Source organism: Rothia sp. HMSC065C12, from assembly GCF_001812085.1.
Taxonomy (GTDB): domain Bacteria; phylum Actinomycetota; class Actinomycetes; order Actinomycetales; family Micrococcaceae; genus Rothia; species Rothia mucilaginosa.
Map to the genome: position 1 here is coordinate 338,883 of NZ_KV807679.1, position 26,994 is coordinate 365,876.

Annotated in this window: 20 protein-coding genes and 1 tRNA gene; 11 read left to right on the forward strand and 10 right to left on the reverse strand. The window is 59.8% G+C overall.

Features of this window, described 5'->3' with window-relative positions; translation table 11 throughout:
• Positions 1 to 24: 24 nt before the first annotated feature.
• The gene (locus tag HMPREF2836_RS07445) at positions 25 to 789 is read right to left on the reverse strand and encodes an NUDIX hydrolase (protein ID WP_070629982.1); all 765 of its coding nucleotides are present in this window, start codon (positions 787 to 789) and stop codon (positions 25 to 27) included.
• Positions 790 to 839: 50 nt separating this feature from the next.
• Positions 840 to 1,775 (reverse strand): endonuclease III, encoded by a 936-nt coding sequence (gene nth / locus HMPREF2836_RS07450; protein WP_070629983.1) that lies wholly within the window; start codon positions 1,773 to 1,775, stop codon positions 840 to 842.
• A 131-nt stretch (positions 1,776 to 1,906) separates the two neighbouring features.
• Between nth and aroQ the strand changes: the two genes are divergently transcribed.
• Complete coding sequence (gene aroQ / locus HMPREF2836_RS07455) at positions 1,907 to 2,347, forward strand: type II 3-dehydroquinate dehydratase (protein ID WP_070629984.1); 441 nt, start codon at positions 1,907 to 1,909, stop codon at positions 2,345 to 2,347.
• 138 nt (positions 2,348 to 2,485) lie between these two features.
• Here aroQ and HMPREF2836_RS07460 read toward each other — a convergent pair whose 3' ends face one another.
• Entirely contained in the window at positions 2,486 to 3,664 is a 1,179-nt protein-coding gene (locus tag HMPREF2836_RS07460; protein WP_049351934.1) for a MarP family serine protease, read from the reverse strand.
• Positions 3,665 to 4,150: 486 nt separating this feature from the next.
• On the opposite strand from HMPREF2836_RS07460, the gene HMPREF2836_RS07465 reads away from it, so the two are divergent.
• Positions 4,151 to 4,828: a Crp/Fnr family transcriptional regulator gene (locus HMPREF2836_RS07465; protein WP_012902921.1), complete on the forward strand. Its 678-nt coding sequence runs from the start codon at positions 4,151 to 4,153 to the stop codon at positions 4,826 to 4,828.
• A 146-nt stretch (positions 4,829 to 4,974) separates the two neighbouring features.
• Here the strand turns inward: HMPREF2836_RS07465 and HMPREF2836_RS07470 are convergent, their stop codons facing one another.
• From HMPREF2836_RS07470 to HMPREF2836_RS07480, 3 genes are all read right to left on the reverse strand, one after another.
• Positions 4,975 to 6,150 (reverse strand): NUDIX hydrolase, encoded by a 1,176-nt coding sequence (locus tag HMPREF2836_RS07470; protein WP_070629985.1) that lies wholly within the window; start codon positions 6,148 to 6,150, stop codon positions 4,975 to 4,977.
• On the reverse strand, positions 6,143 to 6,625 hold the full coding sequence (locus HMPREF2836_RS07475) for a RidA family protein (protein WP_005508253.1): 483 nt from the start codon (positions 6,623 to 6,625) through the stop codon (positions 6,143 to 6,145). The genes HMPREF2836_RS07470 and HMPREF2836_RS07475 overlap by 8 nt, the downstream gene beginning before the upstream one ends.
• Positions 6,626 to 6,810: 185 nt before the next feature.
• On the reverse strand, positions 6,811 to 7,014 hold the full coding sequence (locus HMPREF2836_RS07480) for a DUF4177 domain-containing protein (RefSeq protein ID WP_005504647.1): 204 nt from the start codon (positions 7,012 to 7,014) through the stop codon (positions 6,811 to 6,813).
• A gap of 166 nt (positions 7,015 to 7,180) precedes the next feature.
• Between HMPREF2836_RS07480 and HMPREF2836_RS07485 the strand changes: the two genes are divergently transcribed.
• The 5 genes from HMPREF2836_RS07485 (at position 7,181) to HMPREF2836_RS07505 (ending at position 14,463) form a co-directional block, all read left to right on the forward strand.
• Entirely contained in the window at positions 7,181 to 9,325 is a 2,145-nt protein-coding gene (locus HMPREF2836_RS07485) for a transglycosylase domain-containing protein (protein ID WP_070629986.1), read from the forward strand.
• Between the two features lie 40 nt (positions 9,326 to 9,365).
• The gene (locus HMPREF2836_RS07490) at positions 9,366 to 10,379 is read left to right on the forward strand and encodes a metallophosphoesterase (RefSeq protein ID WP_070629987.1); all 1,014 of its coding nucleotides are present in this window, start codon (positions 9,366 to 9,368) and stop codon (positions 10,377 to 10,379) included.
• Positions 10,379 to 12,418, forward strand: coding sequence for an ABC transporter ATP-binding protein (locus HMPREF2836_RS07495; protein WP_070629988.1), 2,040 nt, complete (start codon positions 10,379 to 10,381; stop codon positions 12,416 to 12,418). The genes HMPREF2836_RS07490 and HMPREF2836_RS07495 overlap by 1 nt, the downstream gene beginning before the upstream one ends.
• Positions 12,418 to 14,280: an ABC transporter ATP-binding protein gene (locus HMPREF2836_RS07500; RefSeq protein ID WP_070629989.1), complete on the forward strand. Its 1,863-nt coding sequence runs from the start codon at positions 12,418 to 12,420 to the stop codon at positions 14,278 to 14,280. The genes HMPREF2836_RS07495 and HMPREF2836_RS07500 overlap by 1 nt, the downstream gene beginning before the upstream one ends.
• A gap of 109 nt (positions 14,281 to 14,389) precedes the next feature.
• Positions 14,390 to 14,463 (forward strand) — tRNA-Pro (locus HMPREF2836_RS07505).
• Between the two features lie 139 nt (positions 14,464 to 14,602).
• Here HMPREF2836_RS07505 and HMPREF2836_RS07510 read toward each other — a convergent pair.
• Positions 14,603 to 15,736 carry a hypothetical protein gene (locus HMPREF2836_RS07510; RefSeq protein ID WP_070629990.1) on the reverse strand — a complete coding sequence of 378 codons (1,134 nt, stop codon included), beginning with the start codon at positions 15,734 to 15,736 and terminating at the stop codon, positions 14,603 to 14,605.
• Positions 15,737 to 16,107: 371 nt separating this feature from the next.
• Between HMPREF2836_RS07510 and HMPREF2836_RS07515 the strand changes: the two genes are divergently transcribed.
• Together HMPREF2836_RS07515 and HMPREF2836_RS07520 are read left to right on the forward strand one after the other, a co-directional pair.
• On the forward strand, positions 16,108 to 17,691 hold the full coding sequence (locus HMPREF2836_RS07515; protein WP_070629991.1) for a cation:proton antiporter: 1,584 nt from the start codon (positions 16,108 to 16,110) through the stop codon (positions 17,689 to 17,691).
• 607 nt (positions 17,692 to 18,298) lie between these two features.
• Positions 18,299 to 19,858 carry a molybdopterin-dependent oxidoreductase gene (locus HMPREF2836_RS07520; protein ID WP_005504634.1) on the forward strand — a complete coding sequence of 520 codons (1,560 nt, stop codon included), beginning with the start codon at positions 18,299 to 18,301 and terminating at the stop codon, positions 19,856 to 19,858.
• 216 nt (positions 19,859 to 20,074) lie between these two features.
• On the opposite strand, the gene HMPREF2836_RS07525 is transcribed toward HMPREF2836_RS07520, so the two are convergent.
• The 3 genes from HMPREF2836_RS07525 to HMPREF2836_RS07535 are packed head-to-tail and all read right to left on the reverse strand — an operon-like array spanning position 20,075 to position 23,158.
• Positions 20,075 to 20,719, reverse strand: a complete 645-nt coding sequence (locus HMPREF2836_RS07525) for a LutC/YkgG family protein (RefSeq protein ID WP_070629992.1) — start codon at positions 20,717 to 20,719, stop codon at positions 20,075 to 20,077.
• Positions 20,719 to 22,347 (reverse strand): lactate utilization protein B, encoded by a 1,629-nt coding sequence (locus tag HMPREF2836_RS07530; protein ID WP_005508245.1) that lies wholly within the window; start codon positions 22,345 to 22,347, stop codon positions 20,719 to 20,721. The genes HMPREF2836_RS07525 and HMPREF2836_RS07530 overlap by 1 nt, the downstream gene beginning before the upstream one ends.
• A gap of 16 nt (positions 22,348 to 22,363) precedes the next feature.
• On the reverse strand, positions 22,364 to 23,158 hold the full coding sequence (locus HMPREF2836_RS07535; protein WP_005504630.1) for a (Fe-S)-binding protein: 795 nt from the start codon (positions 23,156 to 23,158) through the stop codon (positions 22,364 to 22,366).
• Positions 23,159 to 24,002: 844 nt separating this feature from the next.
• Between HMPREF2836_RS07535 and HMPREF2836_RS07540 the strand changes: the two genes are divergently transcribed.
• Both HMPREF2836_RS07540 and HMPREF2836_RS07545 read left to right on the forward strand, forming a co-directional pair.
• A complete protein-coding gene (locus HMPREF2836_RS07540; RefSeq protein WP_070629993.1) occupies positions 24,003 to 25,676 on the forward strand; it encodes an L-lactate permease in 1,674 nt (557 codons plus the stop codon).
• Between the two features lie 222 nt (positions 25,677 to 25,898).
• On the forward strand, positions 25,899 to 26,747 hold the full coding sequence (locus HMPREF2836_RS07545) for a FadR/GntR family transcriptional regulator (RefSeq protein WP_070629994.1): 849 nt from the start codon (positions 25,899 to 25,901) through the stop codon (positions 26,745 to 26,747).
• Positions 26,748 to 26,994 lie beyond the last annotated feature (247 nt).

Sequence of the window (26,994 nt, forward strand, 5' to 3'; positions counted from 1 at the left end):
CAGGCGTTTATTCTGCGATAAGCTTTACTCCTCGTAGCCGGGTGCCGGGCGCATCTTTTTTGTATCCCAGGGCACGGTCCAGCCAAGCGAGTCGAAGATCCGGTCCAGCAGAATCGCGGTGAATCCCCACACCGTGAATTCTTCGCCGCCGGGCATACGCACCTCGAAGGCGGGGGTGCGGTGTGAGGTGCGGCCGCGTTTGACGTAGGCGGTGTGCCGGTTGGCGGGGTTGAGCAGGTCGCGCACGGGCACGCGGGCGATGAGCGCGGACTCGTTGTGGTCGACGACTTCGACGGGCACGGGGCTGTTCCACCAGCCGATGACGGGGGTGACCATGAAGTTGCTGATGGGTAGCGGCAGGGTGTGCAGCTGGCCGAGGATCTGCACGCCGGCGGGGTCGAGCCCGGTTTCTTCGACCGCCTCGCGCAGGGCGGCGATGTGGGCGACGGGTTCGCCGGTGGTTTCGGCGAGCGCGTAGTCTTCGGGGTCGATTTTGCCGCCGGGGAAGGCGGGCTGACCGGCGTGTGAGCGCAGGGTTGCGGCACGTACGAGGAGCAGTACATCCAGGTCGGCACTGACGTTTTCGGGGCAGCCGTCAAATTCGCCGGTGGAGGGCGAGTTGTCGAGCACTCCGAAGAGGATCAGCACGGCGGCTTCTTTGCTCAGGGGGCTGGCGGGTGCGCTGCGCAGTAGGGCTTGGACGTCAAATTCCACGCCGCCCTCTGCGAGAGCCGCCAGTGCCTGCTGGGCGGGGTGCTGCGCCTCCTGCTGGGACGTGTTTTCGCTCATCTGTGTACCTCTCTTCTGCGCGGCTACATTCCGGTTCGGCTCAGTCGCCGTTAGGCGCTGAGCGGGTAGCCTTCTGCCATGAGTTCGCGGCGGGTTGCGCCCTGCAGGAATCGCAGGTGCAGGTCTTCTCGGCCGGGTGCCATTTCGTATTTCATGAGTTTACGTGCTGCTTGTTCGTTCGTCTCCCCGGCGCCATAGGACGGGCAGAGATCGGCGACGGGGCATACGCCGCAGGCGGGCTTTTTGGCGTGGCAGATGCGGCGGCCGTGGTAGACCATGCGGTGTGAGAAGAGCGTCCAGTCTTTGCGTTCGATGAGTTCGGCGACGTCTTTTTCGACCGTCTCGGGGGCGTCTGCGGTGGTGAATCCCATGCGGCGTGCGAGGCGGCCGAAGTGGGTGTCTACGGTCAGTCCGGGCACGTCGAAGGCGTTTCCGAGGACCACGTTCGCGGTTTTGCGGCCGACTCCGGCGAGTTCTACGAGCTCTTCGAGGGTTGAGGGAACCTGCCCGTTGTGGCGTTCTACGAGCTGCTGGGAGAGGGTGACGATGGAGCGTGCCTTGGCGCGGTAGAAGCCGAGGGACTGAATGTAGGGTTCGACCTCTTCGCTACGTGCGGAGGCGAGCGCGGCGGCGTCCGGGTAGCGTGCGAAGAGTGCACCGGTGACGGAGTTGACGCGCACGTCGGTGGTTTGTGCTGAGAGCACGGTGGCGATGAGTAGCTCGAAGGGGTTGTCAAAGTCGAGTTCTGCAACGGCGTAGGGGTAGGTTTCGCCGAGGATGCGGTTGATTTTGCGGGCGCGGCGCACGGTGGCGAGGTGGCTTTCGGGTGCGCGGGCGTTGAGGCGGCGTGCGGCGGCTGCGGCTTTGAATTCGGGAACGAATCGGATCTGCAGGAGCGATTCGGTGTTCTCTGCCGCGTTGTTCTCAGCCGCGTTATTTTCTGCCGCGGTGTTCTCTACTTCGGTGCGGGTGGCGTTCTCGGTCATAGCGCGAGGGTACCGGGCTTGGGGGTGCGGGCGGTAGCGAGGCTCACCGTACTTGGCCCGCTCCCCATCATTTTCTGGGCAGTTCGCGCCGACTGACGCTCAGCGGGCACCTGCTGTGCCACACTGGTTTTATGTCAGATACGATTTTTGTGCTTAATGGACCGAATTTGAACCTGCTTGGGCAGCGCCGCCCCGAGGTGTACGGCTACACCACTCTGCACGATATTGAGCGTATGGTGCGTGAGCGCGCGGCGGATCATGGTTTTGATGTTGAGTTTATGCAGTCGAATCATGAGGGTGCGCTGGTGGATGAGATTCAGCGTGCTCGTACTCGTGGCGCGGCGATTATTATTAACCCGGCGGCGTACACGCACACCTCGGTGGCGCTGCATGATGCGCTGGAGGCAGCTGAGCTTCCGGTGGTTGAGGTGCATCTGTCGAATGTGCATCGTCGTGAGCAGTTCCGTCATCATTCGTTTGTGTCGCCGCAGGCTACTGCGGTGATTGCCGGTGCGGGTGCGTACGGCTATGTCATGGCGGTTGATTTCCTGGCACAGCACCTGGTGGAATAACAGCGCAGCATCTCGCTGAATAGCGCAGCCCAGCGCCTGGCGGAATAGCCCAGCACTGCCTCCGTTCGTTAAATAGTTCAGGCTCCCGTTCCTCATGTGAGGGGGGAGCCTGAACTTTTATCGCTATTTAGCGGCTAGTTACTTGCGGCAGGTGCCGGTGGAGACTGCGGCGGTGTTGTCGCCGCCTTCGGCCAGTGCCTGCTTGAGGGTGCTTGCGGTGATGGCGTAGCCGGTCTGGCCGGTGGTTGCCCTACCGAAGATCACGCCGACCACGTTGCCGTTTTCGTCGAGGACGGGGCCGCCGGAGTTGCCGTGCTGCACGTCGGCTGCCAGCTGGTAGACCTGGCGCATGGCGTTGGCACGGCCGGTGTCAGCGTCGATGGTCTGGGTGTTGCCGATGCCCTGCACGGTGGCGGGCAGTGCCTTGAACGGGCCGCCCTTGGGGTAGCCCATGAAGGTTACGAGGCTACCTGCGGTGGCGTTGGTGCCAATGTTCAGCGGTGCAAGCGGCAGCTTGGGAACGCTGATGAAGGCGAGGTCCTGTTCGGTGTCCATGTAGACGACGGTGCCGGGCCAGGTACGGCCGCGGGAGTCCTGCACGACCGGGGAGGTCACGCCGGCGACTACGTGGGCGTTGGTGACGACCAGGCCGTTATCCGCCACGAAGCCGGAGCCGGTGGAGGTGTAGCCGCACTGCTCTGCGGCGCCCAGAATCTCAACGACGGAGGCTGCCGCCTGGTCCAGTGCCGCGGATTCTACCGTCTCGGTGGGGGCGCTGGTTTCGGGGGCGATGAGCTGGCTGACTTCCGGAATGGTTCCGAAGGCGAGCACGTCATTGCGTACCGTGTTGATGCGGTCCTTGACGACCTCGGGGGTGGAGGCGACCATCCAGGAGAGGGTCTTGGAGTCGCTGAGCGCAGTGTTGAGCTGCGGGATGGGCACGGTGCGCATGGAGATGGTCAGCACGACCATGACCAGGGCGCAGGCGGCGAGGTTCAGCACGCCGCCGAAGAAGCGTTCTACGCCCTTGAGCGGGGTGATGTCGGTGACGCGGCGGATGGTGCGTCCGGCAACGAGGCCGAGCCACTGTCCGATGGTCAGGCAGATGATGAGCACGCCGACGGCGGTAATGAGGCTCCATTGGGATCCCACGGATGCCACGGCGAGGGGCACGAGCCAGGCTGCGGCGCAGACGCCCAGACCCAGGCCGAGGAAGGTTCCGAGGGTGGTGAAGAATCCGCTGCGGACTCCGGCGAGGAAGTAGAGCAGCAGAATGATGGGGATAGCAATATCAAGCAGGTTGATGCCAGTCGTCACGACTAATTGCCTCCTTGGTGGGTAGAAATGGTCACGGTGTGCCCATGTGGTTGGTGCGGGCTGTGCCCGGTGAGTGTGGCGGCGCGTTAACACCCAGTGGTGGATGCGGCGGGCTTGTGTTCCCGGGGTTTTGGGCTCGGGTTTCTGCCTCGTCGCATCGTACCGTGTGTAGAGGCGGTGCGCCTCCTGGTCATGAGGGTGTCTGCGTGCTTGGTACCGAAAAAAGTACACACCTGAATGCCTGATATTAGGTGGTAAACCTGTGGGGAAGCTTTGAATTTTCTCGGAAGAAATAACTTTTGGTGTAAAGCTCGCTGTATCGGAATGCATAAAGCGCTTTTTTAGGGTACGCTCGTATCAGTTGAATATGTCACACTAGCTTGAGCCTTCTCACATTTCAGATGTTGAGACGCATGACACCGGTTCGGGCTCACTCACTGAACATTTACGAGTTTCGGCTCATCACCTCATATCTAGGAGAACTTTATGGATCTCGAGATCCTCCGTCGTACCCCTCTCTTTGCTAACCTCGACGACGCAGCTTTCGCTCTGCTGACCGATGACATTCAGGAGATTGACCTCTCCCGCAACGCCGTCCTCTTCTACGAGGGTGACCAGGACGACCAGCTCTTCGCTGTACTCTCCGGTAAGGTCAAGCTGGGTCGCACCGCCGCTGACGGCCGCGAGAATATGGTTGCAATCATGGGTCCCGGTGACGTCTTCGGCGAGATGGCTCTCTTCGATCCTTCGCCCCGTTCGACCAACGCTGTGGCTGTCTCTGAGACTCGCCTGGCTGCCATCAAGCACGAGTCCTTCAAGCGTGCACAGCAGCTCGATCCCACTATCTCCGATCAGGTTATTAAGACTCTGGCTCGCCGCCTGCGCCACGCTAACGAGGCACTGGCTGACCTGGTCTTCTCCGACGTTCCCGGCCGCCTCGCTAAGGCGCTGCTGGACCTGGCTGACCGCTTCGGCCGCCCCGCAACCGACGGCGTGCTCGTTGCTCACGAGCTGACTCAGGAAGAGCTGGCACAGCTGGTTGGCGCATCCCGCGAGACCGTGAACAAGGCTCTTGCCGAGTTCGTTTCTCGCGGCTGGATCCGTCTGGAGGCACGCGCAGTTGTCATTCTGGACCTGCCCCGCCTGCGCCAGCGTTCCCGCTAAGGTCTCTTTGAGTTAGGGCATTCTAGGACGCCCTCGCTGAAAGACGCACAGCTTAAATAGATCAGGAGCCGTTTCCCTCTGCATGGGGAAACGGCTCCTGATTTCTTTAACGCTTCATCGTACGAGCGAACGGCTGCAATACCCTCTTAGAGCGCACCCATCGCGCCGGTGTATATGGAACCGGTGGTAGCCGGAACCACCTCGGTGAAGGAGAGCATGCACGCACCGTTGTGGGTGACGAGCACGGGCTTCTTCACCTCAATCTTGCGGCGCTTCGACAGCCACGCGACGGAGGTCTGAGCCTTCGCCAGCGATTCGAGCATGCACATCACGCCGGGGGTAATGAGCTGGTCGAGGGTACGGCCCACCGTGTTGGGCTGGCCGATGCGGTCACCCAGTTCGCTGGTGTCCTTGGCTTCGAGCAGTTCACGCACGTTCAGCCAGTCACCCCACACGCCCTTACCGAGCAGTAGCTTCGGGTCCTGACCGACGGGCAACGCCGTGGTGAAGTAGGCGATATCGTAGCGTTTGAGGAAGAAGTCCGGGGACTGCCAGCGCGCGACCGGGCGCAGCAGGTCGGCGCGCACGCTCAAGCCGCTGGAGGTCAAGAAGTCCGAGAAGCTCTTGTCCTGCTCGGCAACCGCTTCACGCCACGCCATGAGCTCAGGGGTGCTGGAGCGTTCCACGACGTCCTGTTCGTCCTCGCCTGCAAGCAGAATGCCGGTCTCTTCGAAGGACTCACGGATGGCAGCCATGACGCTGCGGCGTGCCTGAGTTACGTCAGAGAAGTGGAACTGTTCTTCCCAGTATTCGGCGCCGGGGCCGACCCAGGAGGCCGCCTCATCATCACCGGGAAGAGCTGTACCACCGGGGAAAGCCACCACGCCCAACGGCGAACTGCCGGGGCGGTAGGTCAGAATCGTTTCAAGGCCGTTGTCACCATCGCGCACAAAAATGACGGATGCCGCCTGGCGCATCGTACAGCCGGTCGCACCTTCGTTACCGCCTTCACGCCAACTTTCGGCTGCGGTGCGCATGAACTCGGGAATCGTGTAGAGACGCTGAATGCAGGAGGTTCGCGGGTTAGCCGCAGACTGGCGGCCGGTAAACATGCGGGGGCGTTCCACGCCTTCAGCCGGGGTGGGGGTGCCGAAGCGGCGTTCCTGCACCGGCAGGGGCAGAGTCTTGATATCCTGCGATTCGCCGGATCCGTGACCGTCGATACCGTTCACCGTCTTTTGGGCGCCACTTTGTGCTGCCCGCTGAGCCTGGGCAGCACGAATAGCAGACAGCGGCAGCGCGCCGGTGTACAGATTAGACATATTCAACAATGATCTCGACCTCTACGGGCGAGTCCAGGGGAAGAACGGGAACGCCGACGGCGGAGCGGGCGTGCTGGCCTGCCTCACCGAAGATTTCGCCGAGCAGTTCGGATGCGCCGTTAATGACGGCGGGCTGAGCGGTGAAGTTCACCTCGGATGCCACGAAGCCGACAACCTTCACGACGCGCTGCACGCGGTCCAGGTCGCCAATGACGGACTTGACCGCTGCCAGGGCGTTGAGCAGGCTGATACCCGCGTACTTCTTCGCATTCTCGGGGGTCACGAAGCCTTCAGCACCGGAGTCGGACACCTTACCGGTTTCGGGCAGGGCGCCCTCAACGAAGGGCAGCTGGCCGGAGGTGTACACGTAGGAGCCGGAGGTCACCGCGGGAACGTATGCGGCAACGGGGGCGGGTGCTACGGGCAGTTCGTAACCGAGTTCGCGGATACGTGCTTCAATACGGGATTCAGTCATGATTACTCCAGAAGGATGGCGGGTGATGGCACCCAAACGGTGATAGGGGAAATGCCGTAAATCTAAACGCTACTGATATTCAGGCAGCTGTTAAACGGCTAACCGGCGGCCTTCCTCATCTATTCCCGCGCTCCCCTAGTTAAAGGAGAGCCGGGATAGCGAGGTGACCGCCGGGTACGCTGCTCTTAGTCAGCCTTCTCGCGCTTAAAGTAGGCGATGGGGTTGCCCTGAGTCGGAGCGACCATATTCGACGCGGGGGTTGCGCCAGCAGGTGCGGATGCGCCGGGGAGAACAGTTACGAGCTCCCAGCCGTCTTCACCCCAGTTGTCGAGGATTGCCTTGGTCGTGTGGATCATCAGCGGTACAGTTGCGTATTCCCATTTCTTCATACCCTCTAGACTAGCTTTCAGGGTCGAATAAGTAAAAGGGATTCACTATGGTTTCGGTCAATGTCCGGGGCTTTTGGGGGCTTTATTCTCGGGGTTGAAGCCCCCGCGTCCCTATGGGGTACCGAACCGGACTTCCTCTCACAGCTTCATGGGATAAACTGAATGAATGGCTTCATCTAAGAAAACCCGTGCGCGTCGCCGCCCGGGAGATTTTTTGCAGTTCCTCGCGTTCAGCGTGATTGCCGGTTTCCTTGCGGCAATTATTGTCGTACCCCCTGCCGTGAGCTTGGGTATGGTCACGAACGCGTCGATGTCATGGTTCCAGGACCTTCCTAACGACATTGCCGATGGCATCTCTTCCCGTCCTTCTACTATTTACGCTGCTGACGGCAAAACCGAAATCGCGACCTTCTTTGAAGAGAACCGCGAACCGGTCAAGCTGGATCAGATTTCTCAGCACATGAAGGACGCTATCGTCTCGGTGGAGGACCGCGACTTCTACAACCACGGTGCTGTCTCCGCTATCGGTATCGGTCGTGCGTTCCTGAACAACATCATTAACTCCAACAGCGGCCGCCGTCAGGGTGCATCCACCCTGACCCAGCAGTACGTTAACAACCTCATTGTTGACTCCGCTGTGGCTCGTGGTGAGGACGCAACCGCAACCCTGAACGGTAACAAGACCTACGCCGCAAAGATTCGCGAGATGAAGCTTGCGATTTCTATGGAGCAGAACAAGTCCAAGGACGAAATCCTTGAAGGCTACCTGAACATCGTGAACCTTGGTGGTTCGAACTACGGTGTTGAGGCTGCTGCACAGTACTACTGGGGTATTTCCGCTAAGGACCTGAACGTGGCGCAGTCCGCGCTTCTGGCCGGTCTGGTGCAGGCACCGAACGTGTACGACCCGACCGTGAACCCCGAACTTGCCCGTGAACGCCGCGACATCGTTCTGGGCACCATGCTCCGCGACGGCAAGATTTCCGACAAGGAATACAGCGACGCCATCGCCAGCGACATTAAGCTCAACGTCCATACCAAGTCCCAGGGTTGCTCCCTGGCAGGCGACAAGGCGTTCTTCTGCCGTTACGTGGTCAACTACCTGCTGCAGGATGAGTCCCTCGGCGCAACCGCTGAGCTGCGTAACACCGCCATCAAGCGTGGCGGCCTGAAGATCGTGACCACCCTCAACCCCGAGGCTCAGACCGCGGCTAAGCAGGCAGTTGACTCCACCCAGCCGGCAGCAACCAACTGGAACGACGTGAACTCCGCCCTGACCAGTGTTGAGCCCGGTACCGGTCGCGTCATCGCGATGGCACAGAACACTGAGCTCGGCACCCCGGCTGACGCAAACGACCACTCCAAGACCGAGTACAACTACAACGTTGATAGCGCCTACGGTGGTACCCGCGGCTTCCAGCCCGGTTCGACGTTCAAACCGATTATTCTGGCTCAGTGGCTCATCAGCGGCCGCGGCGCTAACGCTACCGTGAACGGTACCCAGCTGTTCTGGCCCACCAGCTTCGGTTGGAACGCCAAGTGCTACGACGGCGGTAAGTACTACTACACCGGTCAGCCGAACGGCTGGTCCTATAAGAACGCAGTCAACGGCGGTCTGACCTACGGTACCGCTGCGTACGGTATTCGCCAGTCGTTGAACTCGTACCTGTACGGCATGCTCTCCCAGCTTGACCTGTGCGATGTGCACGACCTGTCCATCAAGATGCACGCCCTGGACGGTACCGGCGAACCGCTGCACAGCATCCCCGACCTGGGTACCAACATTGGTGGTACCAAGTACGGTATCTCCCCGCTGACCAGCGCATCCATGTACGCTATCTTCGCTTCCGAGGGTAAGTACTGCACCCCGCGCCCGATTGAGAAGATCACCAAGACCAACGGTGAAACCATGAAGGAATACCAGAACCAGTGTGAGCAGGTCCTGGATCCGGACATCGCGAACGGTGTCAGCTGGGTTCTGAAGGGTGTTATCCAGCCTGGCGGTTCCGCTTCTCAGCGCGGTATTGGTCTGCCGAACGGTTCGGCTGCGAAGACCGGTACGAACGATAACTCCTCCCAGACCTGGCAGGTTGGCTACACTCGTGGCCTGTCCACCGCGTCTTGGGTTGGTTCTAACAACCTCGGCTTCCGCTCCCTGAACGGTGTGGGCATTAACGGTCGAGTCCTCGAGTACGTCGATGGTGCAACCTACGCGGGTGCACAGTGGCAGTCGTTCATGAAGACGATGGCACCGAAGTACAACACGAAGGACTTCACCGCCCCCAGCGATAAGATTCTGTCGTACAGCTAGAATCACAGCTCACCAGCTGAAGCCTGAAAGGCGATTGATAATGTGTGAAAACGCAGTCAACGCCCGCGTCCCCGTGGCGGTCCCCGGCGCACGCGGCTCCTCCCCGCTCCTGAAGAAGGTAGCGGGGGCGGTAGCCGCCACTGCAGCCTTGGGGGCCGCCACGGCGGCGTATGGGCACTTTATTGAGCTGAACAATTTTCAGCTCCGCACCGAGTCCCTGCCGGTGCTGCCCGCCGGGAGCCCCGACTTCAGGATTCTGCATATTTCGGATATGCACATGATTCCGGGCCAGCAGAAGAAGATTGACTTCATGCACTCGCTGGCTACCCTGGAGCCGGATTTGGTGATGAACACGGGCGATAACCTCTCCCACGTGGACGGTATGGGCCCGCTACTGGAGGCACTCGACCCGCTCATGGACTTCCCCGGCGTATTTGTGCCCGGCTCGAATTGCTATTTCGCGCCGGTTTTCAAGAACCCGGCACGCTACCTGTGGCAGCCGCGCACCCCGCAGATGATTGAGGAGGGCTCGCGTGTAGCACTGCCCATTGAGCGGATGCACGACGCCTTCGAGTCGCGCGGCTGGACGGGCCTGATCAACCGCTACGACACGCTGAACCTCAAGGGTCTGCGCCTGGAGTTCTCCGGTGTGGATGACCCGCACCTGCGTTACGATGAGCACCCCGGGTTCGCCCCCGGGGCCTTCGACGAGGGGGACGAGCCGAGCGTCCGTATCGGCGTGGCACACGCCCCCTATATGCGTACCCTGCACCGCTTCGTGCAGGACGGTGCGCAGGCTATTTTTGCCGGTCATACGCACGGCGGTCAGGTCTGCCTGCCCGGCGGTCATGCCCTGGTCAGCAATTGCGATTTGCCGCCTTCGCGTGCGAAGGGTGTCAGTGAGCAGTCCGGTATTCCGGTTCAGGTTTCTGCCGGTTTGGGCACCTCTCGTTTTGCGCCGGTGCGTCTGTTCTGCCCGCCGGAGGCAATCCTGGTGACCCTCACGGCTCGCGATAAGGGTGAAGCCGACGCTTCAAAAGGTGGCCGCCGCTAATGTCTGAAGCTTCTACAGCAAGCACGACTAAGCGCCGCCGCAACCCCTTCTTGGAGACGGCGAGCGAACCGACCCCCGACCCGATCGACTACGCGCACGGTCAGCGTGCCCCGCGCACCCTCGCCGCGTATGCGCGTCCGATTCGTGTGCGCTGGGGCGTGGGTCTGCTCGTGGCGTTCGGTGCCGGTGCCCTTGAGATTTCCATCCCGCAGGTACTGCAGATTATTGTGGATCATCTCTCGCAGAGCACCACCGAGAGCGCCATCTGGATTGCCGGTGGCCTGGTGCTTCTGCTGGGCATTGCGCACGCCTCCTTCATGTATTGGAGGCGCTGGCTGATTGTGGACCCGACCTCCACGATTGAGCTGTCCATGCGCATGAACTTCTTTGACCGCCTGCTCAGCGCCCCGCTTTCTCTGCTGGATCGTTGGCCCTCCGGTCAGTTGCTGACCCGCTCCATGAGCGATTTGGGTACGATTCGCCGTTGGTTGTCTTTCGGTATTGTTCAGATGCTGACTGTTGCGGTGATGTTCCTGGTCGGTGGCTTCTTCATGCTGCGTTCTTCGCCGTCGCTCGCGCTGGTGTTCGTGGTGACCGTGCCGATTCTGGTGCTGTCACTGGTGAACTTCACCCGCAAGTACTACCGCGCTTCACATAAGATTCAGCAGATGACGGGTGATCTCTCCACCCGTATTGAGGAGTCGGTGCGCGGCATCCGCGTGATTAAGGCGCTGGGCCGCTCCCCCGAGCAGATTCAGGAATATTCCGAGTCGGTAGATGCCCTGCAGGTGCGCGAGTACGGCAGGTCGATGCTGGTGGCTCGTGTTGCCCTGTACCAGGGCCTGATTGTGGGTGTCTCCACGGCAGTGGCGCTGGCTGTGGGCGCTTCGCAGGTTGCGGCGGGCACCTTGAGCCTGGGTGCGATGACCGCCTACTTTGCGGTGCAGACGACTGTGCTCAGCCACGTGACGCGCTCGACCGCGCTGATGTCTGCCTATTTGAGCTATAAGGTGGCGTTGGAACGCCACAACGAGGTCATGGACGAGCCCGGTTTTGAGGCGGTGCCGCTGGTTCGTGGCTCCGCGGCTGTGTCTGGGCCCGAGCATCCGCAGGGTGCTTCTGATTCGTCAACAGTAGCTGGAGTATCTGCCGAGGGCGGCTCCGGGAAGGAAACTATGCAGTACCCCAGCGGTGGCGCAGTATCTGTCACTTTCGATCACGTTCAGTTCAGCTACGACGCTATCAAGGCGCCGGCGGAGGCTACCACTGAGGCGAATTCTGAAGTTGCTTCTGAGACGAAGGCACCCGAGGTTTCCGTGCTGAAGGACGTAGATTTCAAGGTCTTCCCGGGCGAGATTCTGGCGCTGGTGGGTGCAACCGGTAGCGGCAAGTCGACCGTGCTGTCGCTGGTTCCGCGTTTCTACGAGCCGACCTCCGGTTCCCTGCGTTTTGGCACCCGAGATACCGCCGACATGTCTATTGAGGAGGTGCGCGCCCAGACCGCGTTCGTCTTTGAGGAGGCGGTGCTCTTCTCCGGCACGGTCCGCGAGAACGTGCTGATGGGCGTTGCTGAACAGTACGAGCGCGGCACCGAGGATGAGGACTACCCCGCCGCAGAAGAGCTGGAGGCGACCCTCCAGACCGCGCTACAGCTGGCTGCGTGCGATTTCGTGGCGGAGCTTCCGCAGGGTCTGGATACCGTCATTGGTGAGGAGGGTCTGAGCCTTTCGGGTGGTCAGCGTCAGCGTCTGTCGTTGGCACGTGCCCTGGCGAAGCGCCCCTCCGTGCTGCTGCTGGATGACCCGTTCTCGGCGCTGGACGTGAACACAGAGGAGCGTATTATTACCGGTCTGCGTGAGGGTCTGGAGGGCCTGGGCGGCGCTACGACCCTGTTGACGGCGCACCGCCCCTCCACCGTGGCGTTGGCGGACCGTGTGCTACTGATGGTTGATGGTGCCGTGGTCGCCGAAGGCACTCACGCTGAGCTGATGGACTCTTCGGAGCAGTACCGTCAGCTGATGACGATGGAGGAGGGCTAATGGCCCATCATCGTCCGGCGGAGCCGCGGGAGCAGATGAGCCCGCAGGAGCGCGCGGAGACCCGTGAACGCTCGATGGCTCTGCTGCGCCAGATGTTGCGCCCGCACCGTGGGGCGTTGGCTCTGTCGATTATTTCAGTGCTTTTGGTCTCGGGTTCCTCGGCGGTTGCGCCGATTCTGATTGCCCGCGTTTTGGATAGTTCCATTGAGCCACTCAAGCAGGGTGACGTTTCTCCCCTACTGACCCTGCTGACGTTTTTTGTGGTGGCTACCGCGGTGACCGCGATTTTTTCGTGGGTCAACGTGGCGTACACGGTGCGCGTGTCGCTGGGCGTGGTGGTGTACCTGCGTAAGCGGGTGTTCCGTCACGCGCAGTTGCTGAGCGTGTCGTTCCATGAGCGGTACACCTCGGGCAAGGTCATTTCGCGTTTAACCAGCGATATTGATACGGTCCGCAGCTTCTTGGATAGCGGCATCAGCCAGTTGGCGATTACCTTGCTGTCCATGGTGATTTCTGCGGTCGCTATTTTCCTTCTGGATTGGCGTATTGGCCTGTTCATGCTGGTCATGGGCGTGCCGATTTACTTCTTGACGCGCTGGTTCCAGAAGACGGCGGTGCCGGTTTTCCGCATGATGCGTACCGAATCTGCGCATTTGACGAGCCGTTTTGTGGAGACTTTTACGGGTATCCGCGCGGTGAAGGCGTTTGGTGCGGAGGCGCAGATGCGTTCCGAGTACGCGCAGGCGTCGGAGCGTTACCGCCTTGCGGTGATGGATTCGATTAAGATTTTCGGCGTCTACTCGCCCATGCTGATGCTTTTAGGCAATGTGTTTATTGCCGGTGCGCTGGTGCTGGGTGGTTATGCGGTGCTGGGCGGCACCATGCAGATTGGCACCCTGCTGGCTCTGGTGATTTACGCGAACCGTGTGTTTGAGCCGGTCATGCAGCTTTCTGAGTTCTACAACATGTTCCAGTCTGCGATGTCTGCGCTGGAGAAGCTGTCGTCGTTCTTGGCTGAGGAGCCGGAGGTTGCTGAGCCGGATCATCCGTATGAGCGGACTGTAGAGCCTGCCGCCGGTACCGCTGAGGGCGCGTCCGGCAAGGTTCAGGGTGCCCTGGTGGAGCTGGATTCGGCGGTCTTTGGGTACACGTCGGATCGTCACGCGCTGAAGGAGACGACCCTGCGCATCGAGCCGGGTACGACCGTGGCGCTGGTGGGTGCTACGGGTGCCGGTAAGTCGACTATCGCTAAGCTGGTAGCTCGTTTCTACGATGTCTCAGCCGGTCAGGTGCGTATTGACGGCGTGGATGTCCGCCAGCTGGCGGATGCGCAGCTGCGCCGTGAGGTGCTCATGCTGACCCAGGAGGTGTTCCTGTTCTCCGCGTCGATTCTGGAGAATATCCGCATGGGTAACCCACAGGCCTCCGATGAGCAGGTGAAGGCTGCCGCAAAGGCGGTGGGCGCTGACGCGTTCATTGAGCGTCTGCGTGAGGGCTACGAATCACAGCTGGGTCGCGGCGGTATTACCCTGTCGGCGGGTCAGCGTCAGCTGGTGTCCTTTGCTCGCGTGTTCTTGGCGAATCCGCGAGTGCTGATCCTGGATGAGGCGACGGCTTCGCTGGACATCCCGAGTGAGCGTGCGGTGCAGGCGGCGCTACGAACCGTGTTGGCGGGGCGTACGGCGCTGGTGATTGCGCATCGCCTCTCGACGGTTCTGGGTGCTGATCGTGTGCTGGTGATTCATGAGGGTTCCGTGGTGGAGGATGGCTCCCCGCAGCAGCTGATTGCTTCCGGTGGTCGTTTTGCAGCGATGTACGCCTCCTGGGATGAGCTGAATCAGGTTCAGGAGGCTGAAGCCTAGGAACTTTATTTGCCTCTCCCCGACCGGTGGTGTGCCGCTGTGTTGCGTTCTGAATTTTTTTGGGTTATCCTAGGTGAGTTGCCTACGGTATTCACTGATAGGTCAACATCGGGATGTGGCGCAGCTTGGTAGCGCGCGTCGTTCGGGACGACGAGGTCGCAGGTTCAAATCCTGTCATCCCGACAGAAAGCCCCGGTCCTCTGGACCGGGGCTTTGTCGTACCCGCAGTATTTCTGTTGCAGATGTTGAGCATATAGAGGCGACCCCCTACCCGCGCAGGAACGCGGGGAGGGGGTCGCTTTCGTTTTGAGTTCAGTTCCGTTTAGCCGCGCCCGGAGATGAGGGCGAGAATCGCCTCCAGGGGGCCGCGTCCGGCAATGGAGCGTGCCATGCGTGACCAGAGGGTGCAGAAGCCCAGGGCGATAACAGCGCCGAGCAGCAGGAAGGCGCTCCAGTACACGGCGGTGCCCCAGCCTCCGGTGGCGATGTAGTGCTCGCCGACGGTGAGAGCCTTGACGGTGGGGCCGGCGTAGATGATGATTCCGCTCAGAACAATGGAGGCGCTCAGCGACATCTGGCCCAGGCGGGCGATGGGGGTAAGCATTCCCGCCTGTGCGGAGAGCAGGCGCGCGCATTCGGCCCAGAAGTAGAGGGTTGCCGCGAGGTTTAGGGTTAGCAGCACCTGCGGGCTGTTGAGGAAGCCGAGCTCGGTGTAGGGGTTGAAGGTGCGGTAGACGGCGAGCGCCAGCACGGCGAGTACTACGGGGATTGCGAGCTTTGCCTGCAGGTTGTCGTAGAGGCGCACGAGCACGATGCCCAGGCACATGACCCAGATGAGCTGGGCGCTCTGCGCGTGGTTGACGCCGTGGTTTGCCAGGAACGGCAGCTGGGTAGCGGTCCACTGGTCGGCCCGAGCGGCTACGTCCATGAGGAGGGTGTAGGTCCAGGTAATGAAGGGGCTGGTGACTACCGCTAGCACTGCGATTGCCCACAGGGGCAGGTGCACGACGAATAGGGTCAGCAGGGTGAGTAGCGCCAGGTGCACGAGCATGTCGAAGGGCAGGGAGTAGGAGAAGCCCTGCGCCGGTACGGTCACGCCGGCTTGCGGCAGGTAGGTGATGCCCTGCATGAGTGCCACACCCAGTAGCAGCAGCGCGAGGAATCGCACGATGGTTCCGGCAAAGAGCTGCGGAAAGTTTGCGGTGCGGGCGTAGCGCCAGGCGGCGGCACCCAGGATTGCGGCGAAGAGCGGTTCTGCCGGTACGAGGGTCTGCGGGATCCAGAATTTCCAGGACACCGGGATCAGCTGTAGCCAGTATCCGAAGGGGATGAGCAGGCTGAGCACGGCGAAGGCGCGGGCGAGGTCGAGCCCGAGGTCGCGTCGGGTGCCTCCGAGGGAGGCGGCGCGTGCCCCGCTGCTGACGGTGGGGATGGGTTGTGTGCGCCCTGCTGCCATGTCCTCGCTCCTTGTAGTGCCGTGTTTGAGAGTCTGTGCGCCCTGCTAGGGCTACGCCAGGGGGTGTGCCCTGCCGGGGTATCTGCCGCGTCCGGTGGTGTGAGCCGGATGCGCTGGCATAGGTGTTAAGTGTAACGGTGGAAGCTGTGTCTGCTCGGGTGGTGGCGCGGAGGTTTTGCTCTCATGTGGTTTCCTCGTGCGGTTATTTTCGGTGTTCAGGCGCTCGATACGTGCTGTTCAAGTGTTGTTGCACGAGGTTAGGTGTGTACCATTGGTACGTTCTTAAAGGTGGGGCAATCCCGCGGGAGCATGATTTCGCTCCTTTTACTGTCCCAAACACGCCCCACCTGCACACACCACGTTGAGGTTTTATGTTTTCGACTTTTTCCCCGCTTTTCTTGACGGATTTGGGGGCTTCTGGTGCTCTTCTTGCTTCGGGTACGACTCTGTCGGAAGGGTCGAGCCACGATAGCGGCCAGTTTGTGTCCATTTTCTGGATTACGTTGGTTGCGTTGCTGTCCCCGATTCTTTCGCGTCTGACGGGTAAGAAGATCCCTGATGTGGTCTTCCTGCTCATTTTTGGTCTGCTGATTGGCCCGAATATGCTCAACCTTGCCAGCAGTGAGGGCGGTATCCCGCTGCTGAAGGAGCTGGGCTTGGGCATGCTCTTTTTGATTGCGGGCTTTGAGATTAACGTGTCGTCGTTGCGTAGCCGTCAGGGCTATAGCGCTATTGCCACGTGGGTGGTGTGCTTTGCTTTGGGTATGGCGGGTGCGGCGGTTATTACGTCGTTCTCGCATGAGCTGAATACGTATATTGCGGTGGGCGTGGCGTTGAGTTCCACGGCGTTGGGTACTCTGCTACCGATGTTGAAGTCTCACGGTGCTGCCGGTACGCCGGTGGGTAATGCGGTGCTGGTGCACGGTGCTGTGGGTGAGCTTCTGCCGGTTTTCGCTATTTCGCTGCTGCTGTCTTCGCGTTCGCCGGGCATGGCGATTGTGGTGTTGCTGGCGTTTATGGTGGTGGCGGTGATTGTGGCGCTGATTCCTCACCGTCTGTTTGCGCATGTGCCGGGTCTGCGTCAGATTATGGCTGCGGAGGCGAATACGACCGGTCAGACGGTTCTGCGTCTTGCCATGTTCCTGCTGGCGACCCTGATCATGTGCACTGCCCTCTTTGATTTGGATGCGGTGCTCGGTTCCTTTGCGGCGGGCCTTATTCTGCGTACCCTAACCCCTCCGGCGGCTTTGCATATGATGACTCGCCGCCTTGAGGTGGTTGGTTTTACGTTCATGATTCCGCTGTTCTTTGTGGTCAGCGGTATGGGCATTGATGTCTCTGCTGTGGTGGCTAAGCCTTTGGGTCTGCTTGCCGTGGTGGTGGGTATTCTGCTGTGCCGCGGCGTTCCAGTTCTTTTGGCGGAGCATTTCTTCGATACCCGTTCGGGGTTGACTACTCGCGCACAGAAGGCGCAGTTGGCGTTGTATTCAGCTGCGGGTCTGCCGATTATTGTGGCGGTGACGGAGGTTGCGACCAGTTCGGATCTTTTGGAGGAGTCCACGGCGTCGCTGCTGGTTGCCGGCGGCGCGCTGACGGTTCTGCTGTTCCCGCTATGGGCGTTGGGTATTCGTCAGGCGTTTGGTTCTGGCCAGCCGGCGCAACAGGAGCCGAGCCGTAAGGAGCAGATGAATGCGTTGAAGGCTCAGCGTAATGCGCAGGCGAAGCTTGCCACGGGCATGATTCCGGTGGTTCGTTTGAAGTCGCAGGCTGATTCCGAAACCCAGCCTGATTCTGAGTCCCAGCCTGATTCTGAGTCCCCGGCTGATGCTCAGCCCGGCTCTGCCGAGGCTACGGGCGCTTCCGCTGGTTCTAGCGTTGCGTCCCGAGCAGCCTCTCGGGCTGGGGCAAAGAAGCGTAAGGGTTCTGCGGAAAATACGGGTTCTGCAGAAATCTAGCAGCGGCTACGGTACGGTTGCCTTCGGCGTTTCAAGGTCGGTTACAAACCGGTTTAAGTGAGAATCTCGCTTACAGTCGCCGCAACCTTATGTGGGATTGAATTTATAAAACCACACAATACCAGGCAGTTAAAGCCCTGCAAACCAACATGCATCCCACATATAGAATCAAAACCCACCGCATCCCCTCTTGAGGCTGCGGTGGGTTTTTTGCACCCGAAAGACCCTATAAACCACGGAAAGATGAGAATCTTCCTTAAATTCGGATTTTTTATGCAAATATTACAGAACATGACGTGTCTTAGCTTTCACGACTGACACTTTGTCCTATAAAATTGAAAGCGGACAGGGAATTTCCCTAAAACACACATAAACCAACATACATACACAGAGTCGCTTCCGCCCCAGCGGGAGCTGGCGCGCCTCCCATCTCACACACGGGAGGCGCCCCTTTCGGGAGTATCCGCGACGATACCCCCGGCGGCTCCCAACCATGGAGGAGGATTATATGGTTCAGAAAGGTAACTATTTCTAACTTCGCATCGCAAGGCCTCGCACTGAATCCTAACGATTGTCTGCACACACAGTCATTTCCGAAGGAAATATCATGCACCAACTACTCCTCACCGCGAGCACTGGTGGCGTAGAGCTGGACTTCCCGGCCTGGCTCCGAATTACGCACTTCATCAATTTCATTATGATGGGCTTCCTGATTCGTTCAGGTTGGGAAGTTCTCGCCTCTCACCCCCGCCTGTACTGGAACAACCATTGCACCCCGGGTTCTGAGTGGATTAAGTTCACCAAGGACAAGGTCCCTACCACCCCCGGCGCATTTACTGCGCGCGATGACCAGCGCACCCTGTCTCCCCTGATTTCTCTGCCCGGTAAGGCTCAGATTGGTCTGGGCCGCGCATGGCACGCGCTGGTGACCGTCATCTGGATTGTTAACGGTCTGGTATATGTCTCCCTGCTGTTCCTGACCGGTCAGTGGCGCCGCATCGTCCCGACCAGCTGGGACATCATCCCGCAGGCGTGGGAATCCATCCAGATTTACGCTGGCTTCCAGATTCCCTCGATTGAGCATTTCCAGCCGTACGACGCTCTGCAGCAGATTATGTACTTCACTGTGGTGTTCATCGTGGCACCGCTGATGATTGCAACCGGCCCGATTATGAGCCCGGCATTCTGCGGCCGCTTCCCCGGCTACGTGCGCCTCTTCCGTAACCGCCAGACCGCACGTTCCATCCACTTCCTGGGCATGGCGTTCTACTGCGTCTTCACCGTCATTCACGTGGCGCTGGTGTTCGTGGTTCACCCCCAGTACAACATCGCCCACATGATGCTGAACAAGCCCTACAACGAGGTGGACGCAGCACAGTTCGCTCAGGCAGTCACCATGCTCATTGGCGGCATTGTCTTCGCTGTGGCTCTGTGGATTTTCGCTTCGTACTGGTCCCTGCGCGACCTGCGATTCACCCAGACCTTCATTTGGGGTCTGACCCAGCCGATTCGTAACGTCCTGCTGGACCGTATCACCTCCCGTCAGGTGCAGAAGAAGACCTTCACCGATGCCGACATCTCGCCCTTCCACTGGGTTAACACTCGCCCGCCGACAGAGCGTGAGAGCACCGAGTGGAACCGCCTGAAGGAGCACGAGTTCGTTGACTACCGCCTCGAGCTGGGCGGCCTGGTGAAGGAATCCAAGTCCCTGAGCATTGACGAGCTCAAGCAGTTGGGCAAGGAAGTCAACATCACCATGCACACCTGCATGCAGGGTTGGACCGGCATCGCCAAGTGGGAGGGCGTGCGCCTGCGCGACGTTCTCGCACTGGTCGAGAAGACCGACGAGGCACGCTACGTTATGGTGACCTCCTTCGGCCACGTGGGCCACACCTACGACGGCCGCCCGACCGAACCCTACTACGAGTGCCTGGACATCTCCATGGCAATGGAAGATGAGACCATCCTGGCGTGGGGCATGAACGACAAGCCCTTGCCGGATGTGTACGGTGGCCCGCTCCGTCTGCGTGCGGACTCCATGCACGGCTACAAGATGGTCAAGTGGGTTCAGAAGATCGAGTGGATCAAGGACTACCACGATGTTGGCGATGGCCAGGGCGGTAGCCGTGAGGACTCCGGTCTGCAGCACTTCGACGCACGCGCCTAAGCACCCTCACGGAGCGCTACGACGCTAACCGTCGATACACCACCCTATAAAGCACAGAACGGTGGCGGGAAACATGGGCCCGCCACCGTTCGCTTATCTTCTCCGCCGCTCTCTACTGCTCTGAAAGATGCAGAAGCCGAGAGGGCATAAAGAAACCGCCCGGGAGCCTTAGCTCTCGGGCGGTTTCTTTAGAGGTTTGCCTTCTGGCGCTTTACCTTAGGCATCGTAGATGATGACGTCCAGGGTACGGGGGCCGTGCACGCCCTCCACGCGGATCAGCTCGATATCACTGGTTGCCGACGGACCGGAAATCATAGTCACGGGGCGGGTGTAGGTGATACGCTCGATCGACTCGGGAACCAGCTCCACCACGGTGGAACGGGGCACCACGCAGATGTGGTGGTCGGGCACCAGGGTGATGGCGCGGCGACCCTCATCGGGGTTGGTGTTCAAGAAGATCGTGCCGGTCTCTGCACAGGAGACGGTCGAACCGGTCACCACAGCGTCAACTGCGTCCAGTTCCTTCAGGGACAGGCAGCCGGGCTTGAGGGTGCTACCGGAGTCGGTAACGCGCTTGCGGTCAGCGGTGTCAGCCGGCAGCCACTCCATGTTCAGGTCCTCGGGAACCACGTAGGTGGACTTTTCACCCAGGCGCTCTGCGATGACCTCGGAGATGTTCTCCTTGTTCGCGTGGAACACGTTTGCCTTGTAGTCAATGAGGCGGTCGACGAGCATCTCAATGGTCTGCTCTTCGGTCAGCTCGCTGACGCGGCGGTAGTTACGTACGGGCTCGGGGGCGACGGGTGCGTCAGCCAGGGACGAGCGGATACGTGCGAGGATATCTTCCTTAGCAGAGGACATTAGTTGTTCTCCTTAGCTTCACGGGCTTCCTGAGCAGCCTTAGCGTTTGCAGCCGCTTCAGCTGCCTTACCCTTGTTAGCCTCGATGAGGGCCTGAATGTCAACGCGCTGAGCGTTATCGCGTGCCGGAGCCTGACCCTTCTCCTTCTTCCACCAGTTGCGGAAGGATTCCTTGGGAGGCTCGGGGATGTCGCGGTAAGCGGTCCAGCCGCCGACGATACCGGGAACAGCGGTGATCCTGTGCTTGCGGCCGCTGATGAGGCGGGACATGGGCAGACCACGCTCTGCAATCGACATCATCTTGCCGGAGGTGAAGAGCTTCTTCGCACCGAGCATCATGCCGTCCATCTGCGAGAAGGGAGCCTTCTTGTTACCCTCGAACTCGCGGATAGCGTGCTTGGACTCGACGTCCTTAGCGCGCAGGTGCACGAGGACCTCGGGGAAGTTAATCTTCACGGGGCAGACCTCGTAGCATGCGCCGCAGAGGGAGGACGCGTACGGCAGGGAGTTGTTCTCTGCAGCCTCGATACCGGAGAGCTGCGGGGACAGAATCGCGCCGATGGGGCCCGGGTAGGTGGAGCCGTAGGCGTGACCGCCTGCGCGCTCGTATACGGGGCACACGTTCATGCAAGCGGAGCAGCGGATGCAACGCAGTGCCTGGCGGCCCAGCTCGTCGGACAGAACGGCGGTACGGCCGTTGTCGATGAGGATGACGTGCATGTTCTGCGGGCCGTCACCGGGGGTCACACCGGTCCACATGGAGGTGTAGGGGTTCATGCGCTCACCGGTGGAGGAACGGGGCAGCAACTGCAGGAATGCCTCGTAGTCCTGGAAGGTGGGCAGAATCTTCTCAATACCCATGAAGGTAATGAGGGTGTCGGGCAGGGTCAGGCACATACGGCCGTTACCTTCGGACTCCACGATGGTCAGGGTACCGGTCTCAGCAATACCGAAGTTGGTGCCGGAGACTGCCACGGTGGTGTTCAGGAACTTGTTACGCAGACGGTTACGCGATGCCTCTGCCAGTTCTGCCGGCTCATCGGTGATGTCCGGGTTAATACCCTCAATTTCGCGCAGGAAGATGTCGCGGATTTCGCGGCGGTTGCGGTGAATTGCGGGCACCAGAATGTGGGAGGGGCGGTCGTGGCCGAGCTGGACGATTTCTTCCGCGAGGTCGGTCTCAATAGCGTTGATGCCGTTTTCCTCGAGGAATTCGTTCAGGCCGGTCTCTGCGGTTGCCATGGACTTAATCTTGATGATTTCGTCCACGCCCTGCTCGCGGATCAGGTCCAAAGCAATCTGGTTTGCCTCGGTGGCGTTGCGTGCCCAGTGCACGTGGCCGCCTGCGGCAGTGAAGTTACGCTCGAACTGTTCGAGCAGCTCGGGCAGGTTCGCCAGAACGTAGTTCTTGACGGACTCACCGGTGTTACGCAGGTCCTGCCAGTCGGGCACCTCTGCGGTGACGCGTGCGCGCTTGTTACGGATCGCGTGGGTCACGAAGCGCAGGTTGGCGCGTAGCTGCTCGTTCTTGAGCTCTTCCTTCGCGTACTTGGGGAAGGGGGTTTCTTCGAAAATGTTGCCCTCGCCGTAGTGAACGACCTTGGGCATACCAAGCTGAATAGCGGTCATGAGGTCTTATCTTTCCTTAGCCGATCGAGAGCTCAACACGCTCGGAGTTGATCTTGAGCGGGTTTTCCTTGGTGGATGCGAGGATCTCAGCGAAGTGGATGGTCTGAACGTCCGAGCCGCGACGCATCAGCGCACCGCCGATGTTCATCAGGCAGGAGCAGTCGCCGCCGGTGCAGACGGAAGCACCGGTTGCTTCAACGTTGTCTGCCTTGTCGTTGACCATTGCGCCGGAGACGTCAGCGTTCTTGAAGGAGAAGGTACCACCGAAGCCGCAGCACTGGTCCATGCCCTCGAGCTGGGTGTACTTGATGCCTTCGACGGTGCGGACCAGGTCCTGCTGGCGGGTGCCCAGGCCGAGCATACGCATACCGTGGCAGGAGCTGTGGTAGGTGACGTGCTCGGGGAAGTAGGAGCCGAGCTGCTCGGCAGCGTTGGTGATGCCCAGGATGTCGATTAGCAGCTGGGAAAGCTCGAAGGTGCGGGAAGCAATCTGCTCTGCCTTCAGAGCCAGCGCTTCGTCGCCGCGGCTACGAGCAACCATTGCCTGCTGGTGACGTAGGGAGGCAACGCAGGAGCCCGAGGGTGCAACAGCAACGTCCCAGTCCCAGGAGTCGAATGCCTCGACGTGGTTCTTGATGACTTCGTAGCCGTCATCGAAGTAACCGGAGTTGACGTGCATCTGGGAGCAGCAGGTCTGGTTCGGGGGGAAGACAACCTCGTGGCCCAGGCGCTCAAGAATTTCGACGGTGGCGCGTGCTACGCGGGGGTACATGCCGTCAACGATGCACGTGGAGAAGAGTGCAATGCGCATGACTTGTCCGTCCTTTCCTCTGTGTTCAGAGTTTCTCGGTCTCACCGCCTGCGTCTGGGGCAGGCGGGGCACAGTCCGAATAAGTTCGGTCTTCCAAAGAGGCGACTCAGATGTATTGAGTCGGGGAAGCTGGGCCGGATGGTTCCGGCTGATGTGCGCGCCCCAAGTGGAGGTGGGATGCGGTGGGATCAGAAACCGTGGTGATGTCTTTTATCTTTCTAGCCATTTAACACCGTTGGGCGGCTTTTCTCTAGTTGGAATAGCACATACTTTCCTTGTTAAATAACCGGTTAGGTCGACCTGACCTTAAGGTATATTTCCCTACCTTCCGGTACATGTGACCTCATCTCCCATGCACCCCCCGTAAGACCTCTATATTCTTTTCGCAGATTGAACATTTATCAAACACACAGAAGTGGACCATAAACCCCCTAGAAATCCGCCGTTCTGAAGATTTTATGGTTGTTTTATGGGGCTTTTCCTTTTTAAAACAACATTCTTTTCGGGTATATGCGTCCAAATGAAGACTCTCCCCTGGGTAAACCAATGACCCATACACCCGACTCGTGATGTATCTGAAAATATTCGAGTTTCAGAACCTGGAATTAACTATCAGAACCGCAATATTTCGGCAGTTTCACTGGAAGCGAGCCCAGGTTCCGGTCGCCTTCCACAAAAATGAGTCAGGTCACTTTTGGTGAAACACCACATTATCCGGTACTCTTCTAAACATGCGATCAATGGTCTGACCACATCCCCGCATGGGAAACAATGACCCGTTCCCCAGCGGGATTATCTATGGTCTGACCACACACAAGACACACCCTGAACCAAAGGAGTTCCAGTGGAAACTTATACCGCTGTAACCAATGCAGTGGGAGGTAGCCTCGGCCTCAGCGCACTCGTGGCAACCATTCCCCTCCTCACCTTCTTTGTGATGCTACTGGGCGTTAAGGCACGCGCTCACTGGTCCGCACTCGTGGCACTGGCAGCATCCATCCTCGTAGCAGTCCTGGGCTTCCACATGCCCGCTGACCTCGCCGGTCTGAGCGCCGTCCGCGGTGGCATCTACGGCCTGGTCATCTGCTGGGTTATCCTCGGTGCAATCTGGTTCTACCAGCTCACCGTTCTCTCCGGCCGCTTTGAAGACCTGCGCCGCGTCTTCGACCGCCTCGGCGGCGGCGACCTGCGCATCCAGGCTATCCTCATCGCATTCTGCTTCGGCGGTCTGCTCGAGGCACTGGCTGGCTTCGGCGCTCCCGTTGCAATTACCGCAACCATGATTCTCGCCCTGGGCGTTAAGCCCCTCAAGGCTGCTATTACCGTTCTGCTCGCTAACACCGCACCCGTGGCATTCGGCGCAGTTGCTGTCCCGATTACCACCGCAGCTGACGTCGGCGGCAAGGACGCACACGTTATCGCAACCATCGTTGGTCACCAGGCTCCGTTCCTGGCAATGCTCGTTCCGCTCATCCTGCTCGTCATCCTCGACGGTATGAAGGGCCTGAAGGACGCTTGGCTGCCCGCACTGATCATCGGTGTTTCCTTCGCAATTACCCAGTGGGTCACCGCTGCTACCCCCGCGTTCAACCTGACCGACGTTGTTGCTTGCATCGTCTCCATGGGTGTTGCTGTTATCTTCCTGCAGTTCTGGAAGCCGCGCGGCGTCGAAGGCGTTCGTGAACGCTACGGCCTGCCCGCACAGGCTGAAGAGAAGGAAGCTCTGCCCGCCGTTCGCGTCTGGATGGCACTGCTGCCCTACGTCATCGTCGTTGCAATCTTCGGTGTTGCTAACCTGCACGCTGGCCTGAAGGCATGGCTGAAGAGCTTCGTCCTCAAGATCGACATCCAGGCTCTGAGCTCCCGCCTCGTCACCGCTGACGGCAAGCCCGTCAAGGACGCTGTCTACAGCTTCGCGTGGATGTCCAACCCCGGCACCCTGCTGATCATCTCCGGCCTGGTTGTTGCGGTCATCTACTTCTTCTTCAACGAGAAGGGCCGCTACGCCTTCAAGTTCCCGGCAATCTTCACCGAGTTCGGTTCCGTCGTCTACCGTATGCGCTGGTCCATCCTGACCATTGCTTCGGTTCTGGCACTGGCATACGTCATGAACTTCTCCGGTCAGACCATTGCTATGGGTACCTTCCTGGCAGGCCTGGGCACCGTCTACGCGTTCCTCGCACCGGCTCTGGGCTGGATCGGTACCGCTGTGACCGGTTCGGACACCAGCGCGAACGCACTGTTCTCCAAGCTGCAGGTGTCTGCTGCTGAGAACCTGCAGCACGCAGGTATCCACGGCGCAACCCCCGAGCTCATGCTGGCTGCTAACACCACCGGTGGTGTGGTCGGTAAGATGATCTCCCCGCAGTCGCTGGCTATTGCTGCTACCTCCGTGGACATGGAAGGCAAGGAATCCGACATCCTCAAGGCTGTCCTCCCCTGGTCCTTCGCTATGCTCCTGTTCGTCTGCGTCCTGGTCTTCCTGCAGACCAACGTTCTGTCCTTCCTGGTTCCCTAATCTGAGGCTCACCCCTTAGATAAGTTCTTGAGGTGAAAGCCTCAAGGACCATAGGACATTCGCCCCGGTATTTTCCGAGGCCACGGCGGGGCGGCGAACCTTCTCGGTTCTGCCGCCCCGCTTTTTATGCCCCTTATGACTCGACAGGTTGCCCCAATAGTTTGGGAGAACATGCTGAGTCGAGACTTCTTTTCGTTATCCGCCTCGTTATCAGGAGAGAGTATGCCTCGTTCTTTTGACGACACCCAGCCTGCAGAGGCGCCCCCTGTGGTTGAGCGTCAGCCGATTCTGGCGGACCGCAGCTACAGCATCATCCTGGAGACTTTTGAGCGGCGCCTGCGCCTGGGTGAGTTGCGTGTGGGCGATAAGCTCCCCTCCGAACGTGAACTTGCCGCACGACACGGCATTTCCCGACCCTCAGTCCGTGAAGGTTTGAGGGTTCTGAACGCGCTGGGTCTGATTCGCTCCAGCACCGGTTCAGGCCCGAAGTCCGGTGCGATTATCATTTCGGAGCCGTCGGATGCACTCAGCTGGGCGCTACGCATGCACATTGCGACCCGTAGCCTGCCGGTGAAGGACGTTGTCTCAACCCGCCTGCTGTTGGAGGGCCCTGCGGCCCGTGCGGCGGCAGCGGCGCCGGACACTCCGGAGCGTGCAGCGGCGCTGGATCGGGCGCGCGTGCATCTGGCAGAGATGGATAAGAAGATCAGTAATGAGCGTTTCCATTTCTGCGATACGCGTTTTCACTATGAGCTGTCGAAGCTCGGCGGCAATATTGTTCTTGATACGGTAATTGACTCTCTGCACATGGCGACGATGAGTTATGTGCAGGAGGCGGTTCCTTTCTTGAAGGACTGGGAGGCGGTCAAGCGCACGTTGCAGCAGCAGCATTACGGCATTATTGAGGCGATTACCTCTCACGATGAGCAGGCAGCCTATGAGCGTGTGTGTGAGCATATTACGTGGTTTTATTCGCTGTCTGACCGTGCTGCGGAAGAGCGGGCACGGCAGCATCCGGCGCAGGATATTCTGCACGAGGATTTGTGCCACGAAGGCGTGCACAACAGCTAAGGTGCACCCCTCACATTCGTATCTCGCTCTCATAAACCCACATAGTTAAAGGGCAGTGCCCCGGAAGAATGACCTTCCGGGGCACCGCCCTTTAACTTATAAGCCCTTTTACATGCATTCTTATAGGTGCCATACGTCATAAATATATCTTGCATGTCTATTGTACGGGGGGGTCTGTCCTCTATCATACTTAGTAATCGGCTCACCAAGGTTCTACCCCACAAAACGCAGGTTCACACCATATAGC